We start from the raw sequence: 23,068 nt of genomic DNA on the forward strand, positions 1-23,068 counted from the left end.
ATTAAGAATGGATACTCAGGATATAAAAATTAAAATTACTGATAGAGAAGGAGTAACTCATGAAGTTATAGCACCTACTGATATGGCAATGAATTTAATGGAAGTTGTTCGTTCATATGAGTTAGCTCCAGAAGGTACCATAGGTATTTGTGGAGGTATGGCCATGTGTGCTTCGTGTCAATGTTATGTGAAATCAGAACATGAATTACCTGAAATGACTGATGATGAAGATGCAATGTTAGCTGAAGCCTTTGATGTAGAAGATAATAGCCGTTTAGGATGTCAAATACAAATGACACCTGATTTAGATGGGTTAGAAGTTGAACTGGCTCCTGAGAGCTAAAAAATTCAAATATGTCTACGAAAGCATTTGCCCCAGAGGAAATAGTTAAAGAAACACTAAACTCAAGTGTAAAAAAAGTAAAAAAACCATTTATAACTAGTTTTTTACTAGGAATATTAGCAGGAGCCTTCATCGGTTTAGGTGCTTTGTTTTATACAATAGTTAAAGCTGATGAAACCTATAGTTTTGCTACTAAACAAATTTTTGGAGGATTTGTTTTCTCTCTTGGACTTATATTAGTTGTTGTTGCAGGTGCAGAGCTTTTTACAGGAAATAATTTAATTGCCATAGCATGGGCTGAAAAACGAGTTACTACAAAACAGATGGTTAGAAATTGGATCATTATTTTTTTTAGTAACATGATAGGAGCACTAAGCTTGGTGGTAATGATTTATTTTTCTGGCCATTTTGAAATGAATCATAATGCCATTGCAGAGACCTATGTAAAAATGGCTGAAGCTAAATGTTCTTTGTCTTTTACCACTGCTTTTTTTAGAGGCTTATTATGCAATATTTTAGTATGTTTAGGAGTTTGGATGGCTATGGGTGGTAAAACTGTTACTGATAAGATATTGGCGATTGTATTTCCTATAACATTATTTGTAGCTGCTGGTTTTGAGCATAGCATAGCAAATTTATTTATCATTCCTATGGGCTTGTTACTTGATAGTTCTGTATCGGTAGATGTGATAACAAGAGAACTAAGTGTTTCTGGGATGTTTAAGAATCTTATTCCTGTTTTACTTGGTAATATAGTAGGAGGAAGTGTTTTAGTTGGCTTAATGTATCACTTTATTTTTTTGAAAAATAAAAAAACATACTGATAACTTATGTTTTGGTTATCAGTATGCTTAATAATAAAATGATATAGTTATAGCTTATATGTCAATGCAACAACTGCGTTAAAAGGACGTTGTGGTATCCCATATCCATTATAATATTTCTTATCAGTAATATTGTTTAATTTTACTCCTATCCTATACTGATTTTTTTGATAAAAAATAGTACCATCAAGTGTTGTGAAAGGTTTTGCCCAAAAAGCATTAGTTACACTTCTAGCTTCAAATATTTGACTCATATGGTTTGCACCAAATCCAATACCTAACCCTTTTATTTTTCCGCGTGAGAATTTGTAACTAGCCCAAATATTTGCGACTGTTCTTGGACTTAATACAAGTTGCTTTCCATCTGAAGATATAGCTGAAGATTTCGTGTTTTTAGCGTTGTTATAGGTATATCCTGCCACAATGTTAAACCCTGAAAAAGGGTTAGCAATGATGTCAAATTCAAAACCATTACTATCAACTTTACCGTCTTGTTTTTGATATGCTCCATTTGCTCCACGATACCTTAATATGGCATTGTCAATGTCAATATTATAATAACTCATTGTACTTTTTAATTTGCCATTAAAAAGATTGAATTTTAAACCGACTTCCATTTGTTTAACTTCTTCTGGGTTGAAGTTTTGAGTGTCTCCGTTTTCGTTTTTTCCTGGTTCCTGCATTATTAAAACCATTCATATAGTTTCCGTATATAGAAACTTGATCGTTAAATGGATTAATACTTAATCCAAAATTATAAGATAATTTACCTTGGCTATAACTATCTGTTCCCTCAATAGTATCAGTGATTGTAGCGTCATTCGTGAAGTCATCATAACGTAAACCCGCTAAAAATGTAATTTTTTCGTTAATTGTAAGTGTATTATTAATGTACCCAGCGAAGGTGTTGTTTCCTGATTCAACAGAAGTAGTTCTATAGTTGGTAATGGCGTTTAGTTGATTCATTGTAATGGCAGGTACTTGTTCATTTAAACTAACATCAATAACATCAATTGGTATAAACCAGCCTCTTCCATTCGGTAATTTCTGAGTATAATTCCAAAAACCAGAATAATAACTTACCCCAATAAGAGTTTTGTTTTTAATATTTGAAAAAGTATAGTTTCCTACAAAGTCTTGACGAATATTAGTGGCTCCTCCTTTTTCTGGTAAAAATTGTAGAAATTCTCTTTGAATTTGTGTGTCAGAGATAGCATTTAATCTAATATAAGGTCCTTCCGCATGGAATTCAGTGTAAGAAATTGCCGTTTTTGAAGCCCAGTTTTTAGTGAATTTATAGTTAGCATTTAATTGAACTAGTGCATAGTCCATCTCACCAGCAACATCTTGATTTGTATATGTATTATTAAAATCCCATTTTATATCGTCCCAAGTTTTAGCAGTAACGTTATTGCCAATTCCTCTTGCAAAGTTTAAATTTCTAGTACTACTTAAAAATTCACTATTAATTGTTACTGATAATTTTTCGGAAGGCTCATAAGTAAATGATGGAGCTATAAAGAAGTTTTTACGTATTTCTGAACCATTATCTTGAAATTCATTTTCTTTATGGAAGGCACCATTCACTCTAAACCGGTATTCATTGTTTTTACCAACACTTTTGTTAAAGTCAGCAGTTACTCGGTGTAAATTAAAACTTCCAAAAATATAAGATACGTCAAGTTTATTTTCTGTAAGTGGCTGTTTAGAAACTAAATTAATTAAACCACCATAGAAACCCGATCCATAGTTAACAGCTGATGGGCCTTTAATTACCTCAATTCGTTCAATATTCTGGTTTTCAATAACAGTTCTTGCTCTTGGATACATTAGAAGCCCGTTTTTCACTCGTGCATCTCCTCTAAAACCTCTAGCATATACTGAAACGGCACCTGTATTTGCCTCAATATATCCTCCACCTGTAATACTTTTTAAAGAAGAAGGTAAATCAATATTAATTTGTTCTTTTATTAATTCATTACTTACAATAGAGTATGATTGCGGTGTATTGATGTTTTTTAAAGGCAATCTTGTTACATAGTCAGTTTTCTTTTGAGCAAATTGATTTAAACGTTGCGCATTAATAACAATTTCATCTAATTTTGTTTGGTTTTCTGATAAGGTAATAGTGTTTAGGTTTGTTATTTTTCCTGATGTTACATTAATTTTTTGTAATTTGGTTTCTAAGCCTATCAACGAAAATTGAATGGTATATTCACCTTCCAACACCTTTTTTAAGGTGAAACTTCCATCTTTAGTGGTAATAGTACCATAACTTGTTCCCTGTAAAAAAACATTTATAAACTCTGCTGGTATGTTATCTGAAGTTGTAACTTTTCCTGTAATAATACCCATTTTATCCTGAGCACTAATGAGGTTGATAAACAGTACTAGAAAAACTGTTAAAAGTCTCTGTTTTATGATCTTTTGTTTCATTTTATGTAATTTTGTCTTATTTAGATTTAATAAATTCAAAAAGCAAAAATATTGCTATAAGGCAAAGGTTGAATAACGTATTTAGTAGTATTTATAACGTGATAAGGAAGTATGAAATCGATATACAAAATAAGAGAATCTAATAATAAAATTGTAGTGATAGATTATTCTGAAGAACCTAATGTAGCGCATATTGAGGAGCGAAAAAAGGTGAATGAATTTGATTATGTAGAAGGTACTATTGAAGAAATTTTATTAAATGAGGTTAAGGTTTTATTTAGAAATCAACAATTAAAATCGGCATTAAATATTGAAGTAGAACATGACTTTCCATTATTTAAAATTCACTTTGAACTTGAAGGTAATAGTCAATACATACCAGATAATGATCAGGAAAAATCTATTGAGATTAAAGGAGGATGTTATAACTTTTTCTTTTTACCAAGTGTAAAAGGAACATTATCATACAACTCTGATACAAGAAAGTCGGTAGAAATATTTTTTACTGAGGCCTACTTAAAGAAAATATTTAAGGAGCATTTTGATGAAGTTAGTACTGATTTTGGAATTGCATTGAATAGGAACATTTCTTTTTTAATGTTTGAAGATAGCCAGCCCATTCCAGCCAGTTTATCGTTAATAATTAACGATATTATTAACTGCTCTTATGATAAAGATATAAAACAAGTTTATGTTGAATCTAAAATTAATGAGATATTTAGTTTTCTGTTTTCTGAAATAAAAAATAGAAATAAAAGTAAGCCTGCCTTAATCAAGAAAAATGAGTATAATCAAATATTGGAAGCTGAGAGAATAATTACAGCTAATTTGAAAACTCCTCCAACCATAGAGCAACTTTCAAAGTTAATTGGTATTAATCAATATAAACTAAAAACACAATTTAAGTTAGTGTTTAAAGAGCCTATATTTTCTTATATCAGTAGCTTACGAATGGAAAAAGCAAAAAAAATGTTACTCGAAAAAAATTTAACGGTATCAGAGGTAGCTTATGCAATTGGATATAAAAATCCTCAACATTTTACCGCTGCTTTCAAGAAAAAATTTAATTACTTACCAAGTAGTTTAAAACAAAAACAAATTTTAGTAACTAATTTATAGTTTTTCTTTTGCGCTTTTTACTAAACCAAAAAACGAATCCCGTTACGGGTAAACTTGTACAAATAATCCCAACTAAGAATGTAATAATTTTACCAGTTATACCCATCCAAAATCCACAATGTAGATCGAATATGTTTTGCTCAATTATTTCATGATTTTGTATTTTTTTTGGTAATTTAATAGGGGATGCAGTATAGCGATTTATTAAAATCATTTTTCCGTTTTTCCATGTTTTTAAACCTATTTTTTCTCCTATTATACTATAGAAGTAGGCTGTAGGTTTTTTGGAATATGGAAATCCAATTCTAATTTGTTGTACATTTGAGTTTTCTTTATATAACTTATTAATGATGGTATCAATAGGTTGCATTATTTTCTCTTTTTCAAATTTAGGATAATACTTTTCAGTTAGTTCATGAGCATTTGAAGTTCCACCAAAAACTTCTTGAGTAACATTATTAAGAATTTTAAAGGACATAATTAAACCGGTAATTGTTACTAATAAAGCAGGGATTAAAACATAAAAACCAAGTACTTTATGTAGGTCATATATTTTCCTTTTCCATTTTGTTCCCTTTTTTATCTTGAAAGAGGCTTGTTTAGACTTTTTATTCCATCGCTTCGGAAACCAAAGTATGAATCCAGTAATTAATTCAAAAAAGAAAATAATAGTTGAAATACCAACAATGGTTTGCCCTGTTTTATTTAGAAGTATTTGAGAGTGTATTTTGGCAGCGATGAAGAAAAATACCCAATATGATTTTGATGTTTTAATAAATTTCCCAGTATAAGGATTTGTATAGGTGTATGAAAAGTCTTTCCCCTTTTTATGTGATGCAATTCTAAAGCTTTTATAGGGGTTTTTATAGTCATCAATATATAAAACAGCCCTATCAGGATATTCTTTTTTAAAATTAGTTATAAGAGTTGTAAATGGTTTTTTAGTAAGATCAGTATTGAATTTTATGTATTTGGCATCACCAGCGGCTAAATCAATAACTTCATCACAAAAAATAAATAATGTTCCTGATAAGGATACAATAAAAACAATTAATCCAGAGGTTAGTCCCAGCCATTCGTGAATAGAACGTGAAATATTTTTGAGTTTTTTCATTAGCACAAAAATATTTCAGACATTGTATTATGTTATAACGTAAAAAGAAGTTTTTATAACGTGAATGGCGGGGAGGCTATTTAGTACTTAATTTAATAAAGCTTCATTTTCTAGTTGACCAAGCCATTCTTTTAATCTTCCTTGAGTTAATTCAGGTTCATTGTCTTCATCTATAGCTAAACCATAAAATAAATTCTCTCCTATAATTTCTGCTTTCGATTCAGTATAATCATAGTCTTTTGTTGGCCATTTTCCTATTATATTTCCACCATTCGCTATAATAACTTCGGCAAGCATTCCCACTCCATCTATAAAATATTCTCCATACCCATATTGATCACCTAAGCCAAAAAGAGCTATTGTTTTATTAGAGAAATCAATTGTTTTGAATTCATCAAAATAGCTTTCCCAGTCACTTTGTAAATCACCGTCATACCAAGTTGAAAGACCTAAAATTAAAAAATCAAATCGTTCAAAATCTGAATGGCTAACATTAGTAACTTCTATAACTTCAATATCACTAACACTCCATTCGTCTACAATGTTGTGAGTAATTTCCTCTGTCATTCCAGTATCCGAACCGTAAATTATTCCTACTTTCTTATTCATCTTCATTGTTTTAATATAGTTATTGTATATTCTCTATCTACATCATCTCCAGCCTTACTTTTTATGTTTTCTTTTTTATGTATAGTATCAGTTATACTGAAGGGTGTGTTATTTACTAATAAGATTATGTCTTCAGTTGAATATAATTTAAATTTTGTATTCACAAATGGAAGGGTTTGCATAAATTTCTTTTGAGCAAAAGTTAAAATACAAACGCCATTTTTCTTTAAAACTCTTGAAATTTCTTGCAAAAAAACATTTGGGTTTTTCCAAAAATAAATAGTGTTAACAGTGAAAATTTTATCTATTGAGTTGTTTTCAAAAGGTAGTTTTTCTCCATCATATAATTCAAAAGATGTATTCATAGAAGTACCTAAGCTATTTGAATTAAGTATGGCTTCTTGATTCATTGTTTTTGAAATTTCCAACCCTATATAATGAATGTTTGCTGCTTGGTTTAAAAGGTACTCAAGATGGCCACAATTTCCGTGACCAATCTCTAAAATAACATCATTATTAGCAATCTTTAGAAGATCAATAGAAGCTTTAGTCATACTAATGTTTTTAACATTCATAGAGACAGCTACTTCTATACCTTTTGAGCCAGAAGGACAACTAAGTTGGTTTTCTATTTCTTTTAAATCATCTTTTGTGAGCTTTTTTTCCATTGTATTAATAGTTTATGAAACAGCTTCTTTTCTCCATTTGTTTATATTATTAATCAAAAAGGCATTTGCTATGACTAATAAGAGTAAAATTAAAATTTCTGATATATTTGATGCTTCATACATAACAGCAGTAATAATGTGATAAACATTAAATAGACCTAAAATAATAGCCCAAACAAATGAAGTTAGTATAAACCATTTTTTGGAAACTTCGATAGTTAATAATCCAAAGGTAAGTGCCAATCCTTCCATTAAAATACGCCACTGATGAGCCCAAAATGGTGTTTCTCCGTTTGACCCCTCAATAAAGACTGATTCATTAAAAAAGACGGTTGCTAAACCGTATATGTGATGAAAAATAAATCCGATAGCGATGAAAATCCATAAAAGCGAAATCTTTGTTTTCATTGGTATTTGTTTTTTGTTTTTTATGTTGTTTTTTTGAGGAATAATTTTGTTATCTAAAGCTTCTTCCTCTTTTAAAGCTTTTAAGTTCTTATAGTCTATAGGAGCTTTGTAAAAAGCACTTTTATCCTTAATGTTAGGTTTTATTTTAAAGTATACTAGGAGTGAAACCATGGCAATAAAAAACCATAATAAATCAATTGTAAGAATGTCTACTTGATTGTTATTATAGGTATTCCAAACCCAATTGTTGGATTTAATACCACTAGCTATAGGTATTAAAAAACTTAAAATTGCCCCAGTTAATAAAGTAACTTTATTGGTAAAATAATTATCTCGTTTAAATCTGAAAAATACGGTGCTAAGAAGCCATACTAAAAAGAACCAGGTATTTAAAATTGACATCTTTTGACTTAAATACTCTTCAGGTAAAACTTTAATTATTAAGAAGAATAATGCAATGACTGGAAATAAGGATAAACAAATAGCCATGTATATATGACCTACTTTAGCAGTATATAAGCGCTGACGTAAACTCATACTTTTTTTATTTCGAGCTTCAATCCATATTAAAACACCAGAGATAATTACAAAACAAGTAATTAAAGCTAAAATGAAATAAATTATTTTGATAGTTAGACCTCCAAAATTTCCAAAATGAAGGCGTCCAACTGATAACTGAATATCGTCTGTATATCTAGGATTGTAAGGGTTTCTATTTACAGTTGTGTTTCCAGTTTCGAAATCATAAATAACATTACCAGAACTTAAAAAGCGTTCTTTTGTATCTAAAGATCCTAAAAGAATATATTTCATATTTGACCCTCCGTAGTTTTTTATAAGTACATACTCCGGATTGAAATTATTCCAACGTTTTTGGTTACTTTTGACAAATTCATTTACGCTAGGTAATTTTTTGTCAGTTTTTTTAATCCATTCATATACTTTACGATCAGGGCGTAAATCTTCCATTAATTTCTTTTGATTTCCTTGATACAAGAAGTTAGCAGGAATTAAAACAAGAATACTTAGACAAAAGTAAGCCCCAGTAACAGCGTACATAAATTGAAAAGGTAAGCCTATAACTCCAAGAGCTGTATGAGCATCGGTTCCAAACTTTTTTCAAAATATTCTTTGGATTAAACTGATAAAAATTAGAAATAATCTTTTTCCAATGAACAATAACACCAGTTACGATAGCAAATAAAAAGAAGAAAGATACAAAACCAGCTAAGTATACACCTATTGTTGGTATCTGAGTAAAGAAGTGTAAGCGGTATAGAAATTCTCCTAATCCATATTTTTCTGTATAGGTTGCTGTTTTACCTGTGTGAATATTTATTGATTGATAATTTTGATATTTTGCTTCTTCAGGAATATTTAAAGTATCCTTTGCTGGTGAAGTTAAAACATAAATTTCATCACTTTTGTGACCTAAATAAAAACGAATATCTCTACTAGTTAAATGATAATTTTCTGAAAGTTTTTTTAATAAAAAATCGTAGTTTATTTGTTCTCTTGCAATATTTTGAGAATGTTTTCCATTTTCCCAGGCCTCTATTTCATCTTTAAATAAAGCAAAAGCACCAGCAAAAAAAATGATATATAAAGCAACGCTTATAACAATTCCACTTACTGTGTGTGTGTTAAAAAACACATTGTAGTTTCTTTGACTCATTAAACAAAAGGGTTTTGTTGATTACCAATCAGAAACAATACATAAAAAATCAATGAAAGAACGATATATAAGCCCCATGCTTTCCATCCATTTTTAAAAAGAAAAGGAACAATCAGTAAAATACACCAAATTACAAAATGGGTGTAGATTGATGTTATTAAAATTTCCTTTGAATAAGGTAGCCATAGAGTTAAACACATGTGAAATAAGGCTGTTACAATATAACCTCCTAGGATACCAGAAGATATTTTAGCAAATTGTTGCCATGGAGAGGGTGTGAGATGTTTTGGGTTTGCCGGCATATTATAAAACGAATTCGATTAATAATAAAACTAAAAACAATGCAACTATAAATTTATAACTAATTAATTTTAAAGGGAATATGAGTGTTAATAAACTCATAAGTAGCATTAAGGTAATCAACCAAAATAAGATTCCAACTGTAATTCCTAAATACATGCTAGTTAATACCAATGAAATTACTAAGAAGCTACTTCCAAGTATTTTAGACAGTTTTTGATTGTTACGTAATTTTTGTCCAAAATTATTATTGAGGAGAACTGTTGTGTTTTTTGAAGTATTGTAGAGAAGAGAACAACCTAAAAATATAATTGCTATTAAAATACTTACCATTTTTCTTGTTTAAGTACAAAACTCTTAGCCATAAGTCATGACTAAGAGTTTTGAGAGAATTATTCAAATAATTATTAGTTTATAAAACACAAATAAACTGTTTGTTTAAAAGTTAAAATTTATAAGTTAATGTTCCTAAATAAGCTCTTGAAGCTTGAGCATTAACAGTACTCCATCCTTTATAATAAGTTTTATCGGTTAAATTATTAACTTTTAAACCTACTCTAAATTTATTTACATCATAGTATGCACCAGCATTAAAGATTGTATAACTAGGTAATGTAAAAGTTCCTGAAATAGCATTGTTAATTGTTAAGTGTTCAGAAGCACCATTAAATCCAGCTCCAAAACCAATGTTCTCTAACGCGCTACCTTTTTGGAATTTATAATCAGCCCAAAAATTATATGTTGTTTTACGGACCAGCTTCTTCAGGCCTTCTTCCTAAGAGTTCAACAACATTTCTTTTGGCAAACTCACTATTAGCATCTGTAATTTCACTATCGTTATAAGAATACGATGCTCTTATGTTCAAACCAGCAAATGGATTTGAGTTAGCCTCCAGTTCAACCCCTTTGCTTACAACCTCTTTAATATCTATTTGATTTGTTGTTAAAAAAGCATTTGGATCCGTTGTAGTTCTATTATTAACAGTTATATGATAATAACTAACACCTAAATTTAATTTGTTATTAAATAAGTTTGTTTTTACACCAGTTTCAAATTGTCTAGCTTCAGAAGGTTTAAAGTTTTTTGTAGTTCCATCTGCTTCTATCACTGGATTTATATTTATAAACCCTGTTTGGTAGTTGCTAAATACAGAAAATTTGTTTGGAATAATTTGATAAACAGCTCCTATTTTTGGAGAAAAAGTTAGTTTAGTGTAATCATCTTTAGGGTCAGCTTCATTACCATTTTGATCGAAGTAATCTAGACGAGCACCAAGGTTAACGGTTAATTCAGGAGTAATATTTAATACATTTGAAATGTATGCAGCAAAAGTTTTAGAGTTAGTTTTTACATCCCTAACAGGAACAGTATTGAACACGTTGTCTAAATTTGCTTGCGTAGTTGAGTATACTGCATTAGGAGTAAAACTTGAAGTTTTTACATTTCCTTGAGCATCTAAAAACGCATCAAAATATGGAAACGCATTAAAGCTAGCACCTATTTGTTGACCAGTAGCTTGTAAAGCAGCAATAGTTGCTGGGTCTAAAGGAAATGGAATTGAAGCTTGAGGATTGCTAAAAAAACCTAACAGTTGTGCAAAGCCAGGAGTAGTTGTAATTGTTGGATTACCATTTTGATTTCTTGAATGTTGTGATCTGCTTACAAAATCTAAACCTCCTACAAATCTGTTTCTCAAGTCTCCAAATTTAAAATCACCAATAAAATTTTGTTGTAAATTATAATTTGTAGCATTAGCATCACGCTTATCAAAGATTCTAGTAAATGACGGAGAGCTTAGTAAACTTGCAGATTCAACAAGCATTGGAGTTATTATTGGAGTTATTATTGGGCTAACTGCTGCTAGTCTAGGGTCTGATAAAAGTGGTGCTAGTTGCATTATTGCTGCTGCACCTCCATCTATATTATATTGATAATAGCCTTTGGCCTCTGAATAACTACTAGCAAATATTGTTTGAGAAGTCCATTGATCAGAAATTTTATAATCAATAATTGTTCTTGTATTAAAAGTAGGACTTGTTAAAAAAATATCATTTGAAGTATATGACTTTTTAGGGTCAATATTTAATTCGTTAACATTGGTTGGAACCTTTGGAGTTAAACCAAAAGGGGTTAACATTGCAGTTAATCTTTGTTGTCCTAACCTGTTTACAAATAACATTGAAGGATTGGTTTGCTTTGTTCTTGCATACTCAAATCCAAAAGATAAGTTAAGTCTGTTATTAACTCTGTAAGAAATAGAAGGAGCAACAAAAAAAGTTTTTCTAAAACCAGCGTCTTGAAAGCTATCTTGTGTTAAATAAGAAGTGTTTATTCTCAAATATGGCCCCCCATTTTTAGCTAAAGGAGTATTAATATCTGCAGAAATTCTATGTGTCCCAAATGAACCACTTGTATAACTAACGCTACCGCCAAATCCTTCATAAGGTTTTTTTGTAACCACATTTATTAAACCACCTAATGAGGTAGCAGTGCTTCCAAATAGAGTTGCCGAAGGGCCTTTAACTACTTCAATTCTTTCTATATATGAAGGGTCTACAGCACTTAAAGTAAAACCAGGCATACCATCAACTAATTGTGGTTGGGTAGCAAAACCACGAGTGGCAAAATAACCTGTACCTTCTCCAGGTGCTCTTCCTGTAGCTTCCCACAATTTACTAATCCCAGTTGCGTTATTTAAAGCATCATCCAAATTTGTTATAATTTGAGATTCTAACAATTCTGATGTAACAGTAGAGTAAACCTGAGAGTTTTCTATATCTTTTAAAGGTAATTTAGATACATATGCAGTTTTTTTACGAGAAAATTTATTGTTTCTTGAACTTATTTTTATTTCTTGTAATAGTTCATTTCCTTCATATAATATAATTGTTAAATTATTAGTAGGAACGATGTCTATTATTTTGGTTTTATACCCAATATAGGAAAGAACCAGTTTTTTATCATTCGATGAAATATTTTTAATTTCAAATTTACCATCGAAATCAGTTTGTGTTCCTTTATTCGTTCCTTCAATTAAAATAGTAACTCCTATTATTGGTTCTTTATTACTATCAATCACAGTACCACTAATTGAGTTCCCCTGTGCTACTAAATTGGCCATTATAAAAAATGTAAAAATGGCGGTAATTATTCCTTTCATTGTTTTTATTTAGATTTATTTAATTTTAAAAAAACACCACAAAGGTATTTTATAAAAAATAAAAAACAAGTTTTATTTAGATTTAATTTAAATAAAATGAGTTTATTTTTTGATTTATAATGAGATAGAGTCAATGTTTCAATTTACGAGGGTTAATTTCTTAATCATTTTTTAAGTAAAAAGTCCTGAATTATTATCCAGGACTTTTAAAGTTAGTTAGTTGATAAAATTGGGTTATATGCTAAAATTTATAAGTAAAACTACCTAAGAAAGCTCTTGGAGCTTGAGGTGTTACTGTACTCCAGCCCTTATAATATTCTTTATCAGTTAAATTATTTGCTTTTATACTTACTCTAAATTTATCATGTTCGTAATATGCTGAAGCATTAAAAATGGTGTATGCTGGAAGGATGAAATCACCAGCTGTAGGGTAGTCCACCATAGTATTATAATCACTTGCACCATTAATACCAAAACCTAAACCAAAGTTTTTAGCAATTCCTTCATGAAATTTATAGTCTGCCCAAAAGTTATAAGATGTTTCAGGTCCTGCTTCAGCTAAACGCTTACCTACTAAATCTGGTCTTGAAGTCGATTTTATTAACTTAGCATCATTATAACTAAACCCACCACGTACATTTAAACCTTTTATAGGGTTAGCATTTAACTCAAGTTCAAAACCTTTACTTTTAACGGTTCCATCTTGTTGTTTGCTTGCTCCAAACCCCATTATTTTATTTTTTACCGTAATTTGATAGTAACTAATAGAAGTTTCTAGTTTATTATTGAATAAGTTTGTTTTTAAACCTAATTCTAATTGGTTAGCTTGTTCTAGATCGTATGATTGTAATTTCGTACCTGCGGCTGGATTAGTTATATCAATAGGAACTATTTCAGGGTTTACATAAGAGAAACCGTTTTGGTAATTAGCAAATACTGATAACTCATTCATGATAGGTTGTAAAACAAATCCAAACTTAGGTGAGAAAGTAGATTTTGAATATGCTTTCTGGTCATCTGTAGGGTCATTTGCATCACCATCGTATTGAAATCTATCATAACGAACTCCTGCCATTATAGAAAGTTCAGGTAAAATATTTATAACATCTGAAACATAACCACTAAAAATATTTTGATTAACATCAGTATTTGATCTTGGCACATTAGCCAATACTGAACTAAGACTAGCTTTGTTTGTAGGTAAGTTTGCAATTCCAAAAGCTGGTGGAACTGGGATTAATTGACCTTGTGGTGTTGTTGCATTAATTCCCCTATAGCCAGAGCTATTATCAATGTTTTGAGATTTTAAATAATCAACACCAACTACAACTCTATTTCTTACAGAACCTAATTTAAAATCGCCAGTAAAGTTTTGTTGTAAGGCAAGGGTATTTGTTTCTGCATCAGTTTCTTGAGCGTATAAGCCAAATAAGTTTGCTTGAAGATTATATAAATAGGTGTAATATCCTTTTGATTTTGCATTACCACCCGCTATTATTGTTTGTGATGACCAGTTGTCAGAAACTTTATATGCAATTTCACCTCTAAAGTTTTGTGTTGGGTTTTTAATAGAAATATCATTACTAGTTAATGATTTGTTTCTGTCGTAATTTAATTCACTTAAATTTTTAAAAACTAAAGGAGCCCCTCTATTTAAAAATAAAAATGTTTGGTTAGTTTGGTCAGTAGAAGAAAGTTCATAATTAAAGTTTAATGTTAGTCTATTATTTACTTTATAAGAGATTGCTGGTGCTAAAAACAAAGCTTTCCTAAAACCTGCATCTTGAAAACTGTCTTCAGTTTGATATCCTGCATTAAAACGTAACGATATGTCTTCATTATCTTCAAGGTTTGTGTTAAAATCAACAGTTACTTTTTTAAATCCAAATGAACCACCCCCAACAGTGATATTTCCTCCAGTTCCTTTGTAAGGCTTTTTAGTAACGATGTTAATTAAACCACCATAAGAAGTAACAGTGCTTCCAAATAGAGTTGCTGATGGTCCTTTCACTACTTCAATTCTTTCTACATTATCTGGATTAATAAACCCATTTGTAATTCCAGGTACTCCATTTACTAGTTGAGGTTGTATAGAAAATCCACGAATAGAATAATATCCCGCTCCATCTCCACTTCTTCCAGTTGATGACCATAGTTTTTCAACACCAGTAGTATTTTTTAAAGCCTCTTCAAAGCTAATAACTGATTGAGAAATTAATAATTGATTTGTAACTGTACTGTAAACTTGTGCGTTTTCAATATTTTTTAAAGGTAATTTTGCAACATAAGCTGATTTTTTTCTCGAAAATTTATTTTTTCTATCGGTGTCTACAATTACTTCATTAAGTAATTCATTACCTTCATAAATTGTAATTTTTAAATTTTTTGAATTTGCATTTGTTATCAAGGTTTTAGTTTTAAAACCTATGTAAGAAATAACTAATGTTATATCATTTGTGCTATTACTGTTTATCTTGAATTTCCCATCGATATCAGTTTGAGTTCCGTCTTTTGTTCCTTTAATTAAAACATTAACACCGATTAGTGGTTCGTTATTGTTGTCTACTACTGTTCCTGTGACAGAATTAGATCCCCCTTGTGCTACAGAATTAGCCATTATTAAAAATAGCAATATAGCCGTTATTACTCCTTTCATTGTTTTTATTTAGATTTGATAAAAATTAATTCAAGCAAAAATATCCTATAAAAACGAAACAACAAAGCTTATTTAGATTAAATTTAAATAAAAACAATCGGTGTTTTGAATTTTCTGATATTTTGTAGTTATATAATTCTGTATATTTGTAAGAAGAATTATAAAATATGATGGCTTGTAGTCCTTTTGAAGACTTGCTTATACTTCTAAAGTTTCTTATCAAAAGAAACCCCGAGTAATAAGGTTTAAAGACAATAAAATTTAAGTATTAATCTTTAAACTAAAATAAACATGCCTTTTTATCATAAATTAGGGAAAATTCCACCAAAACGCCATACACAATTTCGCAAAGAAGATGGTAGCTTGTATTACGAACAATTGTTTGGAACAATTGGTTTTGATGGAATGTCAACTAATAGTTATCATGAACATAGACCAACAATGGTCAAAGAAATTCGTAAACAATATTCTATTGCACCTAAAATTGCAAAAGCGAATAACATACAGTCTTATCGTTTCAGAGGGTTTCAGGTTCCTCCTGAAGATGATTACTTGGAAAGTAGAAAAGTAGTATTAACAAATTCAGATTGTAATATTATTTTATCAGCTCCAAAAGAATCTACTAAAGATTATTTTTACAAAAATACCGATGCAGATGAAGTAATTTTTATTCATAAAGGTACAGGTAAACTTCGAACAATGCTAGGAAACATTGATTTTAAATATGGAGATTACCTAGTGGTTCCTAGAGGTGTTATTTATAAATTAGATTTCGATGATGAAAATAATAGATTATTTATTGTAGAATCATATTCACCTGTGTATACACCAAAACGTTATAGAAATTGGTTTGGTCAATTATTAGAGCATTCACCATTTTGTGAAAGAGATATAAGAAGACCTGAAGAATTAGAAACTTATAATGAGTTAGGTGATTTTTTAATTAAAGTAAAAAAACAAGGTGAAATTATAGAAATGGTATACGCATCACATCCATTTGATGTTGTAGGTTATGATGGGTATAATTTTCCATATGCATTTTCTATACATGATTTTGAACCTATTACTGGTAGAATTCACCAACCACCACCAGTTCACCAAACATTTGAAACCAATGCATTTGTGATTTGTAGCTTTGTACCACGCTTATATGATTATCATCCGAAAGCAATTCCTGCACCTTATAATCACAGTAATATAGACTCTGATGAGGTTCTATATTATGTTGATGGTGATTTTATGAGTAGAAATGATATTGATCAAGGTCATATTTCATTACATCCTGCCGGAATTCCTCATGGCCCACACCCAGGAGCAGCTGAAAGAAGTATTGGTCATACCGAAACAGAAGAGCTTGCAGTAATGGTTGATACATTTAAACCATTACAAGTAACAGAAGAGGCAATGAAAATTGCAGATGAAGATTATTATAAATCTTGGTTAGAGTAAATAGTTTAGTATCAGCTATAAGGTAAATAAAACTATTTCTCTTTAAGATAGGTTATAGTTTAATAAATAAAAAATTAAAGACTTTTAATTCCCAGTTAAGAGTTTCTTTCTGTCAAAGAAAGGTTAGGATGGGGTTTTATTATGAGTAAAAAAGAAGTAAAATCAGTAAACTACGGTTTAGAAAAAATATTTGAAGGTGCACAGGATTTCCTTCCATTGTTAGGAACAGATTATGTAGAGTTTTATGTTGGTAATGCAAAACAAGCAGCACATTTTTATAAAACTGCATTTGGTTTTCAGTCATTAGCCTATAGAGGTTTAGAAACTGGCGCTACAGATTCGGTAAGTTATGTATTAGTTCAAGACAAAATACGATTAGTTTTAACAACTCCATTAACCAGTAAATCACCTATTAATGATCATATTGTAAAGCATGGTGATGGTGTGAAAATAGTTGCTCTATGGGTAGATGACGCAAGAAGTGCGTATGAAGAAACAACGAAACGTGGAGCTAAATCATATATGGAACCAACTGTTGAAACAGATGAGTACGGTGAAGTTGTAAGAGCTGGAATTTACACTTATGGAGAAACTGTTCATATGTTTGTTGAGCGTAAAAATTACAGTGGTACTTTTATGCCTGGTTTCAAAAAGTGGGAGTCAGATTATAATCCAACGCCAGTAGGGTTAAAATATATTGATCACATGGTTGGTAATGTAGGTTGGAATCAAATGGATGTTTGGGTGAAATGGTATGAAGAGGTTATGGGGTTTGAAAACTTTTTATCTTTTGATGATAAACAAATTCATACTGAATACTCAGCTTTAATGAGTAAAGTAATGTCTAATGGAAACGGACGTATTAAGTTTCCTATTAATGAACCTGCTAAAGCTGCGAAAGATCTCAAATTGAAGAGTATTTAGATTTTTATGAAGGTGCGGGAGTTCAACATATTGCAGTAGCAACTGATGATATAATTTCTACTGTAAGTCAATTAAAAGCCAGAGGTGTTGAGTTTTTACCACCTCCTCCACAAGCTTATTACGATGATATTCCTAATAGATTAGGTGAACATAGAGATATGATGAAAGAAGATATTGGTGAGCTGCAAAAATTATCAATAATGATTGATGCCGATGAAGAAGGGTATTTATTACAGATTTTTACAAAACCAGTAGAAGATAGACCTACATTGTTTTTTGAAATAATTCAAAGAATGGGAGCAAGAGGTTTTGGAGCAGGTAACTTTAAAGCTTTGTTTGAATCTATAGAGAGAGAACAGGCAAAAAGAGGAACGCTCTAAACATAAATCTTAAGATTAACAGAACCAAGAAAAAGATGAAAATTCTAAATTCTTGGTTCTCTTTTTTATAAAAAAATGAATAAGATTTTTAAAAATATTAAATCACCTTTCTCATAAAATTTATTTTGATTAGGTCATGAAATAAATTTTAATTTAAAAATAGATAAATGAGTAAAGACGATATATTAAAAGCATTAGAAGAGAAGTATGAAAAATTAGGTGTCCCTTTAAACACTATGTTAGAAGGTTTGTTACACAGTACACCTATTACGTATTGGGATTATATTCAAACAGATGCTTTATTAGGGTTGCAAATTCCAAGAACAACAGAAAAAGATGAAATGGTTTTTATTATGTATCATCAAGTAAATGAATTGTTGTTCAAAATGATATTATGGGAAATTGATCAAGTTTCTCTTTCCAAAGAAGCAATAACAGCTGAGAAGTTTTCTAAACACCTGATGAGAGTAAGTAGGTATTTTGATATGCTTTGTAGTTCGTTTAGCGTTATGGGAGAAGGAATGGATGTTGATCAGTATCTAAAGTTTAGAAACACCTTAGCTCCTGCTAGTGGATTTCAAAGTGCACAATACCGTAAAATAGAGTTTGCCTCAACTGAGTTGATTAATTTGATTGATGTTCGATATAGAGAGACCATTGATAGAGATTCATCTTTTAAAAATGCATTTGAGCATTTATATTGGCAAGCTGCTGGTAAAAACCATCAGACTGGAGAAAAAACAATACTGATTAAACTCTTTGAGAAAAAATATATGGGTGAGTTTATTGAGTTTATGGAAGATTACAACCAGTGTAACTTGTCTAAAAAGTTCAAAGAGTTGCCAGAAGATGTTCAAAAAAATGAAGAGTTAATAAAAGCAATGCGTCATTATGATTATACAGTAAATGTAAAATGGGTAATGGCACATTATAATGCTGCTGGAAAATATTTAGGGGGTGGAGATAAAGATTTAGAGGCTACTGGTGGAAGTAATTGGCGTAAATATATGCATCCAAAATATCAACGCAGAATATTTTTTCCTTATCTATGGAATGAAGACGAATTAAAAAACTGGGGAACCTTTTAAAAATAAAAAACCATTAACTTATCAAATTAATGGTTTTTTATTTTTGGAATGGTAATTGTCTATTAAATTTCATAAGTTTGAATATTATGAAAAAAAATAAACTATTAATAGTATTACTTTTTGTAGCTTTAAATATTTCGTCCCAAGAAAGACAAAGACCTGCGGCTTTTAAAGGAGGAGAGTGGTTACGTTACAAAATGAGTTACAGTGGTTTTTTAAGGGCGGGTACTGCTGTGTTAGAATTAAAAGAAGAGAAATTGCAGAATAGGAAAGTAATTCATGCTACTGGAAGAGGTTGGACTACCGGAATGATAAGCTGGTTTTTTGAGGTAAAAGATAAGTATGAAAGCTATTTTACAGCTGATGAGGTGAAGCCTTATTTGTTTAAAAGAGATATTAATGAAGGAGGGTATAAGAAAAAAAGAAATGTATCTTTTAACTATGAAAATAATACGGCTTATGTACAAGATTTTATTAAGCAAAAAGACAGTATCATTTCCATTAAGAGTCCACAAGATATGATTTCTACATTTTATTTTCTAAGAAGTTACGATACTAAGAAGATGAAAAAAGGAGAAGAAATTAATGTAGATATGTTTTTTGATGATAAGAGTTATCCTTTCAAACTTCGATTTTTAGGTTATGAAATTTTAAAAACTAAATTCGGGAAAGTCAAGACACAGAAATTTAGACCGCTAGTTCAGGCTGGCAGGGTTTTTAAAGCACAAGAAAGCGTTACAGTATGGATTACTGCTGATGATAATAAAGTGCCAATTAAAATGAAAGCATCCTTAGCAGTTGGGTCACTTAGAGCAGAATTAGAAGCTTATAGAGGCTTGGCTAATCCATTCGAAATAATAGTAGATTAATTTTATATGTTGTTTAAGTATTGTTAAAGTGTTAAATACAACTATAAATATTTGTATTTTTGCGAGATTAGGCAATTAAAAACAACTTCCTTGAAAAAAAGCACTATTTTACTGATGTTATTTTCTTTTTTGTTTTCTTGTAAAAAAGATGAACAAAAGCGAATCGTAGAAACTAAAGTAATTGAAAAACCAAAACCTATATTGTTGTACGGGTTTAATATAGATAATTATAATGTTGTGCACGACACAATTAAAAAAGGAGATAGTTTTGGACTTATTTTAGATAGACATCATGTGATGTATCCTAAAATAAATAAAATAGCTACTAAAATTAAAGAAACTTTTGATGTAAGAAGGGTTAGGTCTGGAAAGCCTTATACAATACTAACATCAAAAGATTCGTTAAAAAAAGCCCAAGTGTTTATATATAAGCATGATAAAGTTAATGCTACGATTATTAATTTTAAAGATTCTATAATTTCGGCTATTAAACATAAAAAGAAAGTTAAAGTTGTAGAGAAAGAAATTGCAGGAGAAATTTATTCAAATTTATCTGTAACTATGGATAGTTTAGGCTTAAAGCCTACATTGACTAACACGGTAGCTGATATTTATGCCTGGACATTAGACTTTTATAGATTACAGAAAGGAGATAAATTTAAACTTATTTATGAAGAGAAATTTATTAACGATACTGTATTTGTTGGCTATGGAGAAGTAAAAGCAGGTTTGTTTAAACATAAAGGAGAAGATTTATATGCCTATAAGTTTGTGGCTGATTCGATAAAAAATGTAGCTGAATTTTACGATGAAAAAGGAAATATGTTAAGAAGCACTTTTTTAAAGTCACCCATAAAGTTTCAGTATAGGATATCTTCACGATATAATTTAAGAAGAAAAATAGCGCTTTATGGAAGGGTTAGACCTCATAGAGGAACTGATTTTGCTGCGCCATATGGCACTCCAATAATGACAACAGCTAGTGGAACCGTTGTAAAATCGGCAAGAAGAGGAGGGAATGGTAATTATGTTAAGGTGAAGCATAATAGTACCTATAGTACGCAGTACTTACATATGAAAAGAAGAATGGTGAAAGTTGGTGATTATGTAAAACAAGGTGATATAATAGGGTTAGTAGGCATGACTGGCAATACGAGTGGCCCACACGTATGTTATCGTTTTTGGAAAAACGGTAGACAAGTTGATCCATTTCGCGAAAAATTACCTTCAGCAAAACCTTTAAAAGATAGTATTAAACCAAGATATTTTAAATTTATAGAACCCTTAAAAAAACAGTTAGACAGTGTTCCTTTTTCGATTAAAACATTTCCTGTTTTTACTGAACAAGAAACATTAGCTACCAAGTAATTATGCCATTAAAAAATATTAATCCAACCCAAACTGAAGCCTGGGCGAAATTACAAAAGCACTTCGGAGAAGCTAAGAGTTATCAACTTAGAAAGTTGTTTAAGGAGGATAAAAATAGAAAAGAAAACTTTTCTATATGTCTTGATGAATTGTCTGTAGATTTTTCTAAAAATCATATAACAAAAGAAACTCTAAGTAAACTTATTTCTTTAGCGGATGAGGTAGACTTGAAGGATGCTATAGAAAAATATTACACGGGTGATAAGATTAATGTAACTGAAGATAGGCCAGTGCTTCATACGTTGTTAAGAAGTAATTGTAATGATTCCGTTTATGTTGATGGCAAAGATGTAAAACCTGCAGTTCAAACTGTATTAAGAAAAATTAAAGCCTTTAGTAATAAGGTCATTTCAGGAAAGTGGAAAGGGTATACAGGTAAGGCGATAACTGATATTGTTAACATAGGTGTAGGGGGCTCAGATTTAGGTCCAAAAATGGTTGTTGAAGGGCTAAAGTTTTATAAAAATAAATTAAATACGCATTTTGTATCGAATGTTGATGGAGACCATGTTTTTGAAATATTAAAAACTTTAAATCCCGAAACAACTTTATTTATAGTTGTTTCAAAATCATTTAGTACAAAAGAAACCATTACTAATGCGAATACTATAAGAGATTGGTTTTTAAAGTCAGCAACTGTTTTTGATGTAGCTAAGCATTTTGTAGCTGTGTCATCAAACATTGAGGCAGTATTAAACTTTGGAATAGATAAGAAAAATGTTTTCCCTATGTGGAAATGGGTAGGAGGGCGTTTTTCTCTATGGTCAGCTGTTGGTTTATCTATAAGTTTATCTGTTGGGTTCGATAATTTTAAGCGCTTATTAAATGGTGCTGAAAAAATGGATATTCATTTTAGAGAAGCTGATTTTGATAAAAATATACCTGTAATCTTAGCATTGCTGAGTGTTTGGTATAACAATTTTTTTGGTTGTGATACTGAAGGCGTTTTTGTGTACTCCCAATATTTAAATAAATTACCAGAATATCTTGAGCAAGCTATTATGGAAAGTAATGGTAAAGAGGTAGATAGAAATGGTGAAGAGGTTACTTATGAAACTGGGACGATAGTGTGGGGTGGAACAGGAACTAATATGCAACATGCATTTATGCAGTTGTTACATCAAGGTACAAAATCTGTTCCTTCGGATTTTATAGGCTTTGAAGAGTCTTTAAATGGATTAGTGAATCATCATAAAAAATTAATGGCTAACCTTTATGCGCAAACAGAAGCATTATCTTTTGGAAAAACAAAAGAAGAAGTGCATTTAGAATTAAAAACTAGAGGAGAATTTGAAAAAGTTAACAAGTTACTTCCATATAAAGTGTTTAAAGGGAATAAACAATCGAATACCATTGTGTTTAAGAAGCTTACACCTGAAGCCTTAGGAATGTTAATTTCTATGTATGAGCATAAAGTATTTACACAGGGTGTTTTGTGGAATATTTACTCTTATGATCAGTTTGGTGTTGAATTAGGTAAGGAATTAACAGAAAAAATACTAAATAGTTAAAATTTTGTTAGCAAAAATTGTTTCTAATCATTGAAAATAAGTGATTTATTTTAAGTTATCTTAAAAAATGTTAACGTTAAGTTAATATTGGTAAAATTAAAAATAA

General features: G+C 30.3%; 20 protein-coding genes and 1 pseudogene. 9 read left to right on the plus strand and 12 right to left on the minus strand.

What is annotated here, in order from left to right; all coding sequences use genetic code 11:
- The first annotated feature begins 7 nt into the window (after positions 1–7).
- Complete coding sequence (locus ACMFBB_RS12535; protein WP_435261119.1) at positions 8–343, plus strand: 2Fe-2S iron-sulfur cluster-binding protein; 336 nt, start codon at positions 8–10, stop codon at positions 341–343.
- Positions 344–354: 11 nt separating this feature from the next.
- Positions 355–1,167, plus strand: a complete 813-nt coding sequence (locus ACMFBB_RS12540; RefSeq protein ID WP_435261120.1) for a formate/nitrite transporter family protein — start codon at positions 355–357, stop codon at positions 1,165–1,167.
- Between the two features lie 47 nt (positions 1,168–1,214).
- On the opposite strand, the gene ACMFBB_RS12545 is transcribed toward ACMFBB_RS12540, so the two are convergent.
- Together ACMFBB_RS12545 and ACMFBB_RS12550 are read right to left on the minus strand one after the other, a co-directional pair.
- Positions 1,215–1,850 carry a TonB-dependent siderophore receptor gene (locus tag ACMFBB_RS12545; RefSeq protein WP_435261121.1) on the minus strand — a complete coding sequence of 212 codons (636 nt, stop codon included), beginning with the start codon at positions 1,848–1,850 and terminating at the stop codon, positions 1,215–1,217.
- A complete protein-coding gene (locus tag ACMFBB_RS12550) occupies positions 1,789–3,603 on the minus strand; it encodes a TonB-dependent receptor domain-containing protein (RefSeq protein WP_435261122.1) in 1,815 nt (604 codons plus the stop codon). The genes ACMFBB_RS12545 and ACMFBB_RS12550 overlap by 62 nt, the downstream gene beginning before the upstream one ends.
- Before the next feature lie 111 nt (positions 3,604–3,714).
- On the opposite strand from ACMFBB_RS12550, the gene ACMFBB_RS12555 reads away from it, so the two are divergent.
- Positions 3,715–4,722 carry a helix-turn-helix domain-containing protein gene (locus tag ACMFBB_RS12555; RefSeq protein WP_435261123.1) on the plus strand — a complete coding sequence of 336 codons (1,008 nt, stop codon included), beginning with the start codon at positions 3,715–3,717 and terminating at the stop codon, positions 4,720–4,722.
- Here ACMFBB_RS12555 and ACMFBB_RS12560 read toward each other — a convergent pair.
- From ACMFBB_RS12560 to ACMFBB_RS12605, 10 genes are all read right to left on the minus strand, one after another.
- The gene (locus ACMFBB_RS12560; protein WP_435261124.1) at positions 4,712–5,836 is read right to left on the minus strand and encodes a PepSY-associated TM helix domain-containing protein; all 1,125 of its coding nucleotides are present in this window, start codon (positions 5,834–5,836) and stop codon (positions 4,712–4,714) included. The two genes, ACMFBB_RS12555 and ACMFBB_RS12560, sit on opposite strands and share 11 nt — an antisense overlap.
- An 87-nt stretch (positions 5,837–5,923) precedes the next feature.
- Positions 5,924–6,445, minus strand: a complete 522-nt coding sequence (locus tag ACMFBB_RS12565) for a flavodoxin (protein WP_435261125.1) — start codon at positions 6,443–6,445, stop codon at positions 5,924–5,926.
- 2 nt (positions 6,446–6,447) lie between these two features.
- The gene (locus ACMFBB_RS12570) at positions 6,448–7,113 is read right to left on the minus strand and encodes a class I SAM-dependent methyltransferase (RefSeq protein WP_435261126.1); all 666 of its coding nucleotides are present in this window, start codon (positions 7,111–7,113) and stop codon (positions 6,448–6,450) included.
- 12 nt (positions 7,114–7,125) lie between these two features.
- Positions 7,126–8,580 carry a PepSY domain-containing protein gene (locus tag ACMFBB_RS12575; RefSeq protein WP_435261127.1) on the minus strand — a complete coding sequence of 485 codons (1,455 nt, stop codon included), beginning with the start codon at positions 8,578–8,580 and terminating at the stop codon, positions 7,126–7,128.
- Positions 8,522–9,196, minus strand: coding sequence for a PepSY-associated TM helix domain-containing protein (locus ACMFBB_RS12580; protein WP_435261128.1), 675 nt, complete (start codon positions 9,194–9,196; stop codon positions 8,522–8,524). The genes ACMFBB_RS12575 and ACMFBB_RS12580 overlap by 59 nt, the downstream gene beginning before the upstream one ends.
- A complete protein-coding gene (locus ACMFBB_RS12585; RefSeq protein WP_435261129.1) occupies positions 9,196–9,498 on the minus strand; it encodes a hypothetical protein in 303 nt (100 codons plus the stop codon). Before ACMFBB_RS12585 ends, ACMFBB_RS12580 begins: the two co-directional genes overlap by 1 nt.
- A gap of 1 nt (position 9,499) precedes the next feature.
- Complete coding sequence (locus tag ACMFBB_RS12590) at positions 9,500–9,829, minus strand: hypothetical protein (RefSeq protein ID WP_435261130.1); 330 nt, start codon at positions 9,827–9,829, stop codon at positions 9,500–9,502.
- A gap of 112 nt (positions 9,830–9,941) precedes the next feature.
- Complete coding sequence (locus ACMFBB_RS12595; RefSeq protein ID WP_435264302.1) at positions 9,942–10,262, minus strand: TonB-dependent receptor domain-containing protein; 321 nt, start codon at positions 10,260–10,262, stop codon at positions 9,942–9,944.
- On the minus strand, positions 10,243–12,657 hold the full coding sequence (locus ACMFBB_RS12600; protein ID WP_435261131.1) for a TonB-dependent receptor domain-containing protein: 2,415 nt from the start codon (positions 12,655–12,657) through the stop codon (positions 10,243–10,245). The genes ACMFBB_RS12595 and ACMFBB_RS12600 overlap by 20 nt, the downstream gene beginning before the upstream one ends.
- A gap of 241 nt (positions 12,658–12,898) precedes the next feature.
- Positions 12,899–15,313, minus strand: a complete 2,415-nt coding sequence (locus tag ACMFBB_RS12605; protein WP_435261132.1) for a TonB-dependent siderophore receptor — start codon at positions 15,311–15,313, stop codon at positions 12,899–12,901.
- Positions 15,314–15,604: 291 nt separating this feature from the next.
- Between ACMFBB_RS12605 and ACMFBB_RS12610 the strand changes: the two genes are divergently transcribed.
- The 6 genes and pseudogenes from ACMFBB_RS12610 to pgi all read left to right on the plus strand — a co-directional run bounded on the left by ACMFBB_RS12610 (position 15,605) and on the right by pgi (position 22,962).
- Positions 15,605–16,762 carry a homogentisate 1,2-dioxygenase gene (locus ACMFBB_RS12610; RefSeq protein WP_435261133.1) on the plus strand — a complete coding sequence of 386 codons (1,158 nt, stop codon included), beginning with the start codon at positions 15,605–15,607 and terminating at the stop codon, positions 16,760–16,762.
- Between the two features lie 141 nt (positions 16,763–16,903).
- Positions 16,904–18,066 (plus strand): annotated as a pseudogene (gene hppD, locus ACMFBB_RS12615) (4-hydroxyphenylpyruvate dioxygenase).
- A gap of 167 nt (positions 18,067–18,233) precedes the next feature.
- Positions 18,234–19,154 (plus strand): tryptophan 2,3-dioxygenase family protein, encoded by a 921-nt coding sequence (locus ACMFBB_RS12620; RefSeq protein ID WP_435261134.1) that lies wholly within the window; start codon positions 18,234–18,236, stop codon positions 19,152–19,154.
- Positions 19,155–19,240: 86 nt separating this feature from the next.
- Complete coding sequence (locus ACMFBB_RS12625; protein ID WP_435261135.1) at positions 19,241–20,023, plus strand: DUF3108 domain-containing protein; 783 nt, start codon at positions 19,241–19,243, stop codon at positions 20,021–20,023.
- Positions 20,024–20,113: 90 nt separating this feature from the next.
- A complete protein-coding gene (locus tag ACMFBB_RS12630) occupies positions 20,114–21,391 on the plus strand; it encodes a peptidoglycan DD-metalloendopeptidase family protein (RefSeq protein WP_435261136.1) in 1,278 nt (425 codons plus the stop codon).
- 2 nt (positions 21,392–21,393) lie between these two features.
- Complete coding sequence (gene pgi / locus ACMFBB_RS12635) at positions 21,394–22,962, plus strand: glucose-6-phosphate isomerase (protein ID WP_435261137.1); 1,569 nt, start codon at positions 21,394–21,396, stop codon at positions 22,960–22,962.
- The last annotated feature ends 106 nt before the right edge of the window (positions 22,963–23,068 follow it).

Origin of the sequence: Tenacibaculum sp. nBUS_03, assembly GCF_051201695.1 — a bacterium.
Lineage (GTDB): Bacteria > Bacteroidota > Bacteroidia > Flavobacteriales > Flavobacteriaceae > Polaribacter.

Bases quoted from the DNA above. Each gene is read 5' to 3' on its own strand.
- ACMFBB_RS12535 (WP_435261119.1), top strand. From the start codon at position 8: ATGGATACTCAGGATATAAAAATTAAAATTACTGATAGAGAAGGAGTA.
- ACMFBB_RS12540 (WP_435261120.1), top strand. From the start codon at position 355: ATGTCTACGAAAGCATTTGCCCCAGAGGAAATAGTTAAAGAAACACTA.
- ACMFBB_RS12545 (WP_435261121.1), bottom strand. From the start codon at position 1,850: ATGCAGGAACCAGGAAAAAACGAAAACGGAGACACTCAAAACTTCAAC.
- ACMFBB_RS12550 (WP_435261122.1), bottom strand. From the start codon at position 3,603: ATGAAACAAAAGATCATAAAACAGAGACTTTTAACAGTTTTTCTAGTA.
- ACMFBB_RS12555 (WP_435261123.1), top strand. From the start codon at position 3,715: ATGAAATCGATATACAAAATAAGAGAATCTAATAATAAAATTGTAGTG.
- ACMFBB_RS12560 (WP_435261124.1), bottom strand. From the start codon at position 5,836: ATGAAAAAACTCAAAAATATTTCACGTTCTATTCACGAATGGCTGGGA.
- ACMFBB_RS12565 (WP_435261125.1), bottom strand. From the start codon at position 6,445: ATGAATAAGAAAGTAGGAATAATTTACGGTTCGGATACTGGAATGACA.
- ACMFBB_RS12570 (WP_435261126.1), bottom strand. From the start codon at position 7,113: ATGGAAAAAAAGCTCACAAAAGATGATTTAAAAGAAATAGAAAACCAA.
- ACMFBB_RS12575 (WP_435261127.1), bottom strand. From the start codon at position 8,580: ATGTACGCTGTTACTGGGGCTTACTTTTGTCTAAGTATTCTTGTTTTA.
- ACMFBB_RS12580 (WP_435261128.1), bottom strand. From the start codon at position 9,196: ATGAGTCAAAGAAACTACAATGTGTTTTTTAACACACACACAGTAAGT.
- ACMFBB_RS12585 (WP_435261129.1), bottom strand. From the start codon at position 9,498: ATGCCGGCAAACCCAAAACATCTCACACCCTCTCCATGGCAACAATTT.
- ACMFBB_RS12590 (WP_435261130.1), bottom strand. From the start codon at position 9,829: ATGGTAAGTATTTTAATAGCAATTATATTTTTAGGTTGTTCTCTTCTC.
- ACMFBB_RS12600 (WP_435261131.1), bottom strand. From the start codon at position 12,657: ATGAAAGGAATAATTACCGCCATTTTTACATTTTTTATAATGGCCAAT.
- ACMFBB_RS12605 (WP_435261132.1), bottom strand. From the start codon at position 15,313: ATGAAAGGAGTAATAACGGCTATATTGCTATTTTTAATAATGGCTAAT.
- ACMFBB_RS12610 (WP_435261133.1), top strand. From the start codon at position 15,605: ATGCCTTTTTATCATAAATTAGGGAAAATTCCACCAAAACGCCATACA.
- ACMFBB_RS12620 (WP_435261134.1), top strand. From the start codon at position 18,234: ATGAGTAAAGACGATATATTAAAAGCATTAGAAGAGAAGTATGAAAAA.
- ACMFBB_RS12625 (WP_435261135.1), top strand. From the start codon at position 19,241: ATGAAAAAAAATAAACTATTAATAGTATTACTTTTTGTAGCTTTAAAT.
- pgi (WP_435261137.1), top strand. From the start codon at position 21,394: ATGCCATTAAAAAATATTAATCCAACCCAAACTGAAGCCTGGGCGAAA.